Source organism: Mesorhizobium sp. P5_C1 (assembly GCF_054049815.1).
The window spans coordinates 1-9,439 of record NZ_JBFULQ010000198.1; the positions used below are offsets into that span (position 1 = coordinate 1).

General features: G+C 64.8%; 8 protein-coding genes. 1 reads left to right on the top strand and 7 read right to left on the bottom strand.

Annotated features, from left to right (window positions below; genetic code table 11):
* Positions 1-87: 87 nt before the first annotated feature.
* The 7 genes from ACXJ7R_RS16890 to murA form a co-directional block, all read right to left on the bottom strand.
* Positions 88-1,836, bottom strand: coding sequence for an ABC transporter ATP-binding protein (locus ACXJ7R_RS16890; protein WP_457152835.1), 1,749 nt, complete (start codon positions 1,834-1,836; stop codon positions 88-90).
* Positions 1,833-2,672, bottom strand: coding sequence for an ABC transporter permease (locus ACXJ7R_RS16895; RefSeq protein WP_457152836.1), 840 nt, complete (start codon positions 2,670-2,672; stop codon positions 1,833-1,835). The genes ACXJ7R_RS16890 and ACXJ7R_RS16895 overlap by 4 nt, the downstream gene beginning before the upstream one ends.
* Positions 2,672-3,631, bottom strand: coding sequence for an ABC transporter permease (locus ACXJ7R_RS16900; protein WP_457152837.1), 960 nt, complete (start codon positions 3,629-3,631; stop codon positions 2,672-2,674). Before ACXJ7R_RS16900 ends, ACXJ7R_RS16895 begins: the two co-directional genes overlap by 1 nt.
* A gap of 31 nt (positions 3,632-3,662) precedes the next feature.
* Entirely contained in the window at positions 3,663-5,183 is a 1,521-nt protein-coding gene (locus ACXJ7R_RS16905) for an ABC transporter substrate-binding protein (protein ID WP_457152838.1), read from the bottom strand.
* A gap of 152 nt (positions 5,184-5,335) precedes the next feature.
* Positions 5,336-6,274: an N-acetylmuramic acid 6-phosphate etherase gene (gene murQ, locus ACXJ7R_RS16910; protein ID WP_457152839.1), complete on the bottom strand. Its 939-nt coding sequence runs from the start codon at positions 6,272-6,274 to the stop codon at positions 5,336-5,338.
* Between the two features lie 180 nt (positions 6,275-6,454).
* On the bottom strand, positions 6,455-7,333 hold the full coding sequence (locus tag ACXJ7R_RS16915; RefSeq protein ID WP_457152840.1) for a BadF/BadG/BcrA/BcrD ATPase family protein: 879 nt from the start codon (positions 7,331-7,333) through the stop codon (positions 6,455-6,457).
* Positions 7,330-8,586, bottom strand: coding sequence for a UDP-N-acetylglucosamine 1-carboxyvinyltransferase (gene murA / locus ACXJ7R_RS16920; RefSeq protein ID WP_457152841.1), 1,257 nt, complete (start codon positions 8,584-8,586; stop codon positions 7,330-7,332). The genes ACXJ7R_RS16915 and murA overlap by 4 nt, the downstream gene beginning before the upstream one ends.
* Before the next feature lie 131 nt (positions 8,587-8,717).
* On the opposite strand from murA, the gene ACXJ7R_RS16925 reads away from it, so the two are divergent.
* On the top strand, positions 8,718-9,439 hold a 722-nt coding region (locus ACXJ7R_RS16925; RefSeq protein WP_457152842.1), incomplete at its 3' end, for a MurR/RpiR family transcriptional regulator.

Genomic DNA, 9,439 nt, shown 5'->3' on the forward strand with positions numbered 1-9,439 from the left:
CCGATCTCCCCCCTTGCGGGGGAGATGTCCGGCAGGACAGAGGGGGGTGCTGTCCCGCAGATCTCGCGTATTTCCGGGCACAATCCATCACGCCTCCGCCCTCGCCATATGATCAGCCCCAAACTGCTCCCATCTCGCCGGCGCCGGCTCGAACCCCTGCGGGCGCACCAGCGAGGGGACCTGGCGGGTGTCGAGTTCGAAATGTTCGTGGCGCCGGTCGATGGTCGGAACGGCGGCGATGAGCTTCTTCGTATAGGAATGCTGCGGCTTCGACAGCACCGAGGTCGCGTCGCCGATCTCGACGATCTGGCCGGCATAGATGACGGCGATCCGATGCGCGATCCGCTCGACGACGGCCATGTCGTGCGAGATGAACAGATAGGCCAGCCCGAACTCGCGCTGCAGGTCGACCAGCAACTCCAGCACCTTGGCCTGCACCGAAACATCGAGCGCCGACACCGCTTCATCGAGAACGACCACAGAAGGGTTGAGCATCAACGCGCGGGCGATGCACAGCCTTTGCCGCTGGCCGCCGGAGAATTCGTGGGGGTAGCGTTCAAGGCTGTTCTTCGGCAGGCCGACGCGCTCCAGCAGGGTTGCCATCCTGGCCCGCGTCTCGGCATTCACCCGGCCGCCGGTGGCGATCACCGGCTCGGCCAGGATGCTCTCGATGCTGAGCCTTGGATTGAGCGAGGCATAGGGGTTCTGGAACACCATTTGCACGGGCAGGGCGCTCTGCTCTGCCGAAGCTTTTCGGGCGCCTACCGAGAAGCTGCCGCGTGTTGAGCGCACCAGCCCGAGGACGGCGCGCGCGGTGGTCGACTTGCCCGAACCGCTCTCGCCGACAATGGCCAGCGTCTCGCCGGGCATCAGGTCGAAATCGACGCCATCGACGGCATGCACCGCGCCTGTGGCGCGGCTGAAGAAGCTGCTCTTGAGGGGAAATCGTACAACCAGGTTATCCACCTTCAAGGCCGGTTCCTTGCTTGCAGCCGTGTCGCGCTGCCCGTCGGCGCGCGTCGCGCTGCCATTGGCGAAATGCGGCACGTCCTGCAGCAGATGCTGCGTGTAGGGATGCCGCGGACGATCGAGGATCTGGTTCAACTCGCCTTGCTCAACGGCCTGCCCGTTCTGCATCACCATCACCCTGTCGGCGATGCCGGCGACCAGGCCGATGTCGTGGGTAATGAAGATCATCGACATGCCGGTTTCCCGCTTCAACTCGGCCAGCAGCGCCATGATCTGCGCCTGCACCGTGACGTCGAGCGCCGTCGTCGGCTCGTCGGCGATGAGCAGGCGCGGATTGCAGGCCAGCGCAATGGCGATCATCACCCGCTGCAGCATTCCCCCGGACAGCTGGTTTGGCGTGTATTTCAGCCGCCGCGCGGCGTCGGGAATGCGCACGCGGTCGAGCGCATCCTTGGCTGCCGCTGTGGCTTGCCGGCCGGTCAGCCCACCGTGCAGCCGAAACGATTCCTCGATCTGCCTGCCGATGGTCAGCACCGGATTGAGCGAGGTCATCGGCTCCTGGAAGATCATGCCGATCTCGGCGCCGCGAATGCCGGTCAGTTGCGGTTCAGTGGCGCTCATCAGGTCGAAGACGCTGCCATCGGCCCGCCTCAGCTTCATCGCACCGCCAGTGATGCGGCCGCCGCCGAAATCGATGAGACGGTTGATCGACAAGGCGGTGACGGATTTGCCCGAGCCGCTTTCGCCGACAATGGCCAGTGTCTCTCCGTCGGCAAGGTCGAAACTGACGCCGCGCACCACCTCATTGGCTTGCGGCTTGCGGCCGAAGCCGACGCGCAGATCCGATACGGACAGCAGCGGGGTCATGCCCGCGCCCTCCGCATCTTCGGGTCGAGGATGTCGCGCAAGGCATCACCAAGCAGGTTGAAGCCGAGGATACTGATCATGATCRCCAGACCGGGGAAGATCATCAGCCACGGCGCGGTCTCCATCAGATTGCGGCTGTCGCTCAGCATCAGGCCGAGCGAGGCGGCGGGCGGCTGCGTGCCGAGCCCCAGGAAACTCAAGCCGGCTTCCGTCAGCAGCGCCCAGGCCAGCGCCAGCGTCACCTGGACGGTCAACGGCGCCACCAGGTTGAGCAGCAGATGGCGGGTCACGATGTAGCTCGAACTGCTGCCGAAGGTGCGCGCGGCGTCGACGAATTCGCGCGCCTTGAGCGACAAAGCGGGGCCGCGCACGACGCGGGTGAAGATCGGCGTGTAGACGATGCCGATGGCAACGACGCTGGTCCATGTGCCCGGCCCGGCGACCGTGACGATGAGCAGCGCCAAAAGGATTGCCGGAAAGGCCAGCAGCACATCCATGATCCGCATCAGCAGGCCGTCCCAGCGGCGGCCGAGCCAGGCGGCGGCCAGCCCAAGAATGGTGCCGGCAAGGGTCGCGAAGGCGACCGAGAAGAAGGCGACCGTGAACGACTGCCCGACGCCCGCCATCAGCCGGCTGGCGACGTCGCGGCCGAACAGGTCGGTACCCATCCAGTAGGCGCCGTTGGGTGCATGTAGCCGGTCGACCCGGTACTGCGTGATGGGATTGTGCGGCGTCAGCCCCAGCATGCCGAGGATGGCGACCAACAGATAGACGCCGACGATGATGCCGCCGATGCGGCCGCTGCCATGTCCGAAGATGGCGCGCAGGATGCGCATCAAGGCTCTCCCAGCCGTATGCGCGGATCGAGCGCGACATAGGCGAGGTCGACCAGGAGATTGACGATCATGAAGTTGAAGGCGATGAACAGCACGGCGCCTTGCACCAGCGCATAGTCGCGCTGCTGGATCGCATCCAGTACCATGCGCCCAAGACCGGGCAGAGCGTAGATCTGCTCGACGATGACGGCGCCGCCGAGGAGATAGCCGAACTCGATGCCGCTCAGGGTGACGACGGGGATCAGCGCATTGGGCAGCGCATGCCGCCAGATGACGCTGCGCGCCGAGGCGCCCTTGCTGCGCGCAGTTCGCACATAGTCGTCGCTCAGCACGTCGAGCATGGCCGAACGCGATATGCGGGTGACCGAGGCTGCGAAGGCGAAACCGAGCGTGATGGCAGGCAGGATCAGCTGGCTGAGATTGCGCAAGGGATCCTGCCAGAGCGGCGCGAATTCGCCCATCGCCGGCAGCACGCCGAAGCCGGCCGACAGCGTGTAGATGATCAGCAGGCCAAGCACGAAGCTCGGTGTCGACTGGCCGAGCATGGCGACGATGCGCACCCCGAGATCGGACAGTTTCTCATTGTGCGTGGCGGCAAAGATCCCGGCAGGCATGCCAACCGCAAGCGCGATGATCATCGACAGGATGGCCAGCTCGAGCGTCAGCGGGAAGCGCTCGACGATGACGTCGAGCACCGGCCGGCCATAGGTGACCGAGATGCCGAGATTGCCGTGCAGGATGCCGCCTATCCAGCGCCAGTACTGGACGAACCAGGGCTGGTCGATGCCGAAATAGGCGGCGAGCGAGTCACGCTGCGCCGGCGTCAGCAGGCCCGCCTCGGTGCCCAGCATTGCCGTGATCGAATCGCCCGGCACCATCCGGATCGCAACGAAGACCAGGATGGACACGCCAAGCAGGACGAGAGGAAACGTCGCCAGTCGTCGCATCAGATAATTCACGCGAAGAAGTCCTCTCGTCCAAGGCCGCCGGCTACTGCTGGATGGTCACCTTGCTCAGGCTGAACAGCGTGCCCGTCGGCGTCGGTACGAACCCGGCGATGTTCTTCTGCTGCGCCGTATAGCTGTACGAGGTGTAGAGCCAGATCCACGGCGACATCTCGGCGAGGTGCTTCTCGAACTCGGCGAAGATCGCCTTGCGCGCCGCCGGATCGGTCTCGGCGCGGCCCTTCTGCATCTGGCTGTCGAGCGTGTCGTCGATGTAGTTGGCCACCTTCTGCAAATTGCCTGCCTTGGTCCAGTAGCGGTTGTACATGGTGTAGGGGTCGGCACGGCCGCCGTTGAGGGCGATCGCCATGTCGAAGTCGCCCTTTAGCCAGGCGTCGACATAGACGTTGAGCTCCATCATCTTGATGTCGAGCTTGACGCCGATCTCGGCCAGCTGCGACTGGATGACCTGGGCTTCCGCCGCCGCCGTCGGCGGCTCGCCGGTGGCACCGATCACCGTCGCCGAAAAGCCGTCGGCATAGCCGGCTTCCGCCATCAGCTTCTTGGCCTTTTCGAGATCGCGCTTGTAGCAGAACAGCTGGCTCGGATCGGTCGCTAGAGCCGGGATGGTCAACGGGCCGGTGACCTTGCCTTCGCCGAGCGAAGCGGTGTCGAGCACCTCCTGCCGGTCGATGGCGCAGGACATGGCCTGGCGTACCTTGAGCTCGGTCATCGGCTTGCGTGACGGATTGAGCTGCAGCACGTGATAGGCTAGCACCGGCACGCGGTTCAGCTGCAGGCTGGCCTCCTTCGGCACCAGCGTGGCGACAAGCGGGTCGTTGAGCAGCGCGAAATCGATCTGCTTGGTACGCATGGCGGCCAGGATCGCGGCTTCATCGGGAAGCACACTGATCTCGATGCCGTCGACGCCGGTCGGGCCGCCGGCCCAATCCTTGTTGGCGCTCAGCACTTCTTTGGCATTGGGGTCCCACTTGTCGAGCTTGAAGGGGCCCGAGCCGACCGCCTTTGTGCCGATCGAGCCGGCCTTGATCTCGCTTGCCGGAACGATGGCCGCGTTGACGTCGCTCATCGCCGTCAGGATCGGCACGTCGGGCTGCGACAGATGAAACACGACGGTCGTCGCATCGGGCGTGTCGATGCTGGCGATCGACAGGAAGTTGGCGCGGGCGGCCGCGCCCGTCTTCTCGTCGAGGATGCGCTCGAACGATGCCTTGACGTCGGCCGAGGTCACCGCTGTGCCGTCCTGGAATTTCGCCTTGGGATCGAGCTTGAAGGTCAGCTCCTTGCCGTCCTTGGAGAATTCCCAGGAGGTGGCAATAGCGGGGATGATCTGCAGGCTGGCGTCGACCCGCACCAGTGGCTCATAGATCAGCTCCAGCAGCCGCAGCGACGAAAAGGCCGTCTGCTTGTGCGGATCAAGCCCGGTGGCGTCCTGCGACCAGGCCATATGCAGCGTCGCTGCATTCGCCTGCGTTGAAACCGCAGCCACGCCGAGCATCGCGGCCAGCGTGATGCCCGACAGCAGCTTTCTTGTGAAGTGAACCATTCTCGTCTCCCATTATGATTGAACTCGATGCCTTGCAGTTTCTGCGGACCGCTTCCAAGACACACATGCTTTGGAGTATCGGCCCAGTCTATGCGGCTTCACGCCGTCTTGTCCCATGCGGCTTTGCCGTCATGTCTCATGCGGCTTTGCCGTCATGTCCCATGCGGCTTTCCCGTCGTGTCGCTGATTGCCTTTCGCAGGAAGCCCCCGGCCTTGCCGAGAGCCACGCGCGCCTCCTCGACGCCCAACCCGGTGATCGTCATCAGGATCGCCAGCTTCACATCATTGCCGGTCTGGGCGAGCGCTTGTTTGGCTTGCTGCGCCGCGCAACCGGTCGTCTGCATGACGATCCTGGTTGCCCTGGCGACCAGCTTCTTGTTGGACGGGTTGAGGTCGACCATCAGGTTCTGGTAGCTCTTGCCGATGCGGATCATGCTGGCGGTGGTCAGCATGTTGAGCACCAGCTTCTGCGCGGTTCCCGATTTCAGCCGGGTCGATCCAGTGAGCACTTCCGCCCCAACAACCGGCGAGATGGCAATGTCGGCGATGCCGGCAATGGTCGAGGCTGGATTGCAGGACAGGGCGACCGTCGCCGCGCCAACTTGCCTGGCATAGCTCAATCCGCCGATGACATAGGGCGTGCGCCCGCTGACGGCGATGCCGACCACAACGTCGTCTGATGTGAGCCCGATCTCCTGCAGCGCCCTCGCGCCCATTTTAGGATCGTCCTCGGCGCCTTCCGTCGACCGCACCAGGGCGTCGGGACCGCCGGCGATCAGGCCGACGACCATGCCTTCGGGGACGCCGAAGGTCGGCGGACACTCCGAGGCGTCGAGAACGCCGAGCCGGCCGCTGGTGCCGGCGCCCATGTAGATCAGCCGCGCGCCTTTCTGGAAGGCAAGCACGATGCGGTCTACCGCGGCGGCGATTTCCGGCACGACCTTTTCGACAGCCGCAGGGACAGCCTCGTCCTCGTCATTGATCTTGCGCAGCACATCGATGGTCGGCAGCAGGTCAATGTCCATTGTCCTTGGGTTGCGGCCCTCGGAAATCAGCCGGTCCAGCTCGGACATCAACCCTTGTTCGGTCATTCCAGTGCTTTCAAATCGTGCTGCATGGCCGGCGTTGAGCAGAGCTCCCGACCGGCGCCAGCGCACACGGACGCTGTGTCCGTTTGCTGCTACCCTGTTTTCGTTTGTTAACTTTTTAGAATTTGATATTCGCGACGTCAACAGGAATATGGAATATATTATTCCAAATGGGGCAGGGCGCTATCGCCCGTTGCAGGACCGCTTGGCGAGGATGATCGCGCCCGAGACGGCGTCGCCGTCAGCGGGCTTCAGGCGGCGCCGGACATCGGGGGAGAGCCAGGGCTCGAGCGCACTGGACAGGCCGCCCAGCAAGGTGACGCGCGGCGCGCCTTGTTCGAACAGCACCCGCACCAGCGTGTCGATCTGTTCGGCCGCGCCTTGCACGATGCGCCGCCCGGCCGGATCGCCCTGGTCGGCATGGCGCATCACCATCGGCGCCAGCGCCGCATAGTCCGTGGCGCTGGCGCGGTCCATCCAGGCGACGGCTGCCATCGGGTCGCCCTCGAAGCGCTGCATCACCTCCGCCAGCAGCGCCGTCCGCTCGTGCCGTCCGTCATGGGCGCGCAATGCCAGCTGCACGGCTTTCAGTCCAAGGTCGGCGCCGCTGCCTTCGTCGGAGATCGGAAAGCCGTAACCGCCGACACGCAGGTCGCGGCCTCCGACAAAGCCGAGGCCGATCGAGCCGGTGCCGGCAATGACGATGGCGCCGTCCTGGCCGGAATGCGCGCCAAGGCAAGCGCCGACGCCATCGCTGACGAAATCGATGCTGGCAAACGGATGCGCGATCGCCCGCAACGCCTCCAGCGCACCCTTGCGGCCGATGCCGGCAAGGCCGATGCCGGCGCGGATCCTGGCTGTCTCGGCGGGTCCGAAGCCTGTCTCTTCGATCGCCGCGCCAAAGGCTTTCGCGATGGAGGCCCAGGCCGCGTCGATGCCGAGCCGCGTGGTCGCCGGGCCCGACAGGCCTTGTCCCAGCACGGTCCCGTCCGCGTCCTCGATGCGGGCGCGACACCCGGTCCCGCCGCCATCGACGCCGAGAAAATAATCCGCACTGCTCATGCGCTCAACCGCTCGATGTCGGCGCCGCACAACCGAAGCTTGCGGTCCAGTTGCTCATAGCCGCGGTCGAGGTGATAGACGCGGTTGATGGTCGTCTCGCCCTCGCACACCAGCGCCGCCAGCACCAGCGACACCGAAGCGCGCAGGTCGGTGGCCATCACCGGTGCGCCATGCAGCTTCGCGCCACCACGCACCAGCGCCGTGGTTCCCTGCAGCTTGATGTTGGCGCCGAGCCGCATCAGTTCGGGAACATGCATGAAGCGGTTCTCGAAGATGGTTTCACGCAGCAGCGATGCTCCCTCGGCGCAACACATCAGCGCCATGAACTGCGCCTGGAGATCGGTTGGAAACCCCGGATAAGGTTCCGTCGTGACGTCGACAGCCTTCAACGGCCGGTCGCGTGACACGATGAGCCCGCGGTCGCCCGGCCAGACGCTGACGCCGGTTGCTTCCAGCAATTGCACCACCGAGGCCATATGCTCGAGCCGTGCATGGGTCAGTTCCAGCTGGCCACCGGTGATGGCCGCGGCGATGGCATAGGTGCCGGCCTCGATCCGGTCCGGGATGATGTCGTGCCGGGCGGCATGCCAGCTCGTGTCGCCCGCGATCAGGATGCGGTGCGTGCCGGCGCCCTCGATACGCGCACCCATGGCATTGAGGCAAGCGGCGAGGTCCGCCACTTCGGGCTCGCGCGCCGCGTTGAGGATTTCGGTTTCGCCCTTGGCCGTGGCCGCCGCCATCATCGCGGTTTCCGTTGCCCCGACCGACGGCGAACTCAAGACGATGCGCGTCCCGGTCAGCCCGTTCGGCACCGATGCGACGATGGAGCCATTCTCGATGGCGATCCTGGCGCCGAGTGCCGCGAGTGCGGCAACATGCATGTCGACCGGCCGCGCGCCGATCGCGCAGCCGCCCGGCAGCGAAACCCGTGCATGGCCGAACCGGGCCAGCAGCGGCGCAAGGACAAGCACGGTCGCCCGCATCTTTCGCACCGTGTCGTAGGACGTCTCCTTGGAAACGGCGGCACTGGTGTCGATCGTCGCGGTATGCGCTGACCTCGTCACTTCCGCGCCGTGCAGCCGCACCACGCCGAGCATGTTTTCGACGTCGGTCACATCAGGCAGGTTGGTCAGTTCGAGCGGGTGGGGGCTCAGCAGGGCGGCCGCGATCTGCGGCAGGGCGGCGTTCTTGGCGCCGGATATGGTGACCGCGCCTTCCAGTCTCTGTCCGCCGACGATCCGCAATCTGTCCATGCGCCGAAACCTTGTGTGATGAGGTTCGAGAATTAATTGTGCGTTCTTGGCTGTCAATCAGAATTGGAATATTTTATTCCTATCGTGGCACGCTGTGCGGCTTGCCGACCTGAAAAGCGTAAGGGAATCTCGTGTCCGTTCTGAATAGGATCAATGCGAAGCTCGACGGCATGGCGCCTGGCGATCGTGAGATCGGCCGGTACATCGTCGACAATCCCGACCAGATGCTGCGTCTGTCGACGGCCGCACTTGCGGCCGAGATCGGTCGCAGCCAGTCGAGCGTCGTCAAGTTCAGCCAGAAACTCGGCTATGCCAGCTATCAGGAGCTCAAGCTCGCCGTCAGCGAGGCCAAGGCGCAGGAATGGCAGGTGCCGGCCGGCGTCATCCATGGCTCGATCGAGGTCGGCGACAGCTACCAGGTCATCCTAAAGAAGCTGGTCGGCAGCAAGCTTCTGTCGATACAGCGGACCGTCGCCGCCAACACCGAGCGGATCATCTCCAGGACGCTGGAATTGCTGGACGGCGCGCGCCGCATCCATCTGGTCGGCGTCGGCGCTTCTTCGCTGGTGGCGCGCGATTTCTCCTACAAGCTGATGAAGCTCGGCCGCAATGTCCTGCACGACAGCGACAGCCACGTCCAGATGGCCAATGTCTCGACGCTCGGGCCAGGCGATGTGCTGTTCGCGCTTTCCTATTCCGGCGCCAGCATCGAAACCTTGCGCATCGCCGAGCTGGCCCGCAAGCGCGGCACGATGGTGATCGCCGTCACCGGCGTCCACGACAATCCGCTGAGCCGGGTCTCCGACATCTGCCTTTACACCATCGCCGACGAGGAGCGTGCGCGCTCATCCTC

Bases quoted from the DNA above. Each gene is read 5' to 3' on its own strand.
- ACXJ7R_RS16890 (WP_457152835.1), bottom strand. From the start codon at position 1,836: ATGACCCCGCTGCTGTCCGTATCGGATCTGCGCGTCGGCTTCGGCCGC.
- ACXJ7R_RS16905 (WP_457152838.1), bottom strand. From the start codon at position 5,183: ATGGTTCACTTCACAAGAAAGCTGCTGTCGGGCATCACGCTGGCCGCG.
- murQ (WP_457152839.1), bottom strand. From the start codon at position 6,274: ATGACCGAACAAGGGTTGATGTCCGAGCTGGACCGGCTGATTTCCGAG.
- ACXJ7R_RS16915 (WP_457152840.1), bottom strand. From the start codon at position 7,333: ATGAGCAGTGCGGATTATTTTCTCGGCGTCGATGGCGGCGGGACCGGG.
- murA (WP_457152841.1), bottom strand. From the start codon at position 8,586: ATGGACAGATTGCGGATCGTCGGCGGACAGAGACTGGAAGGCGCGGTC.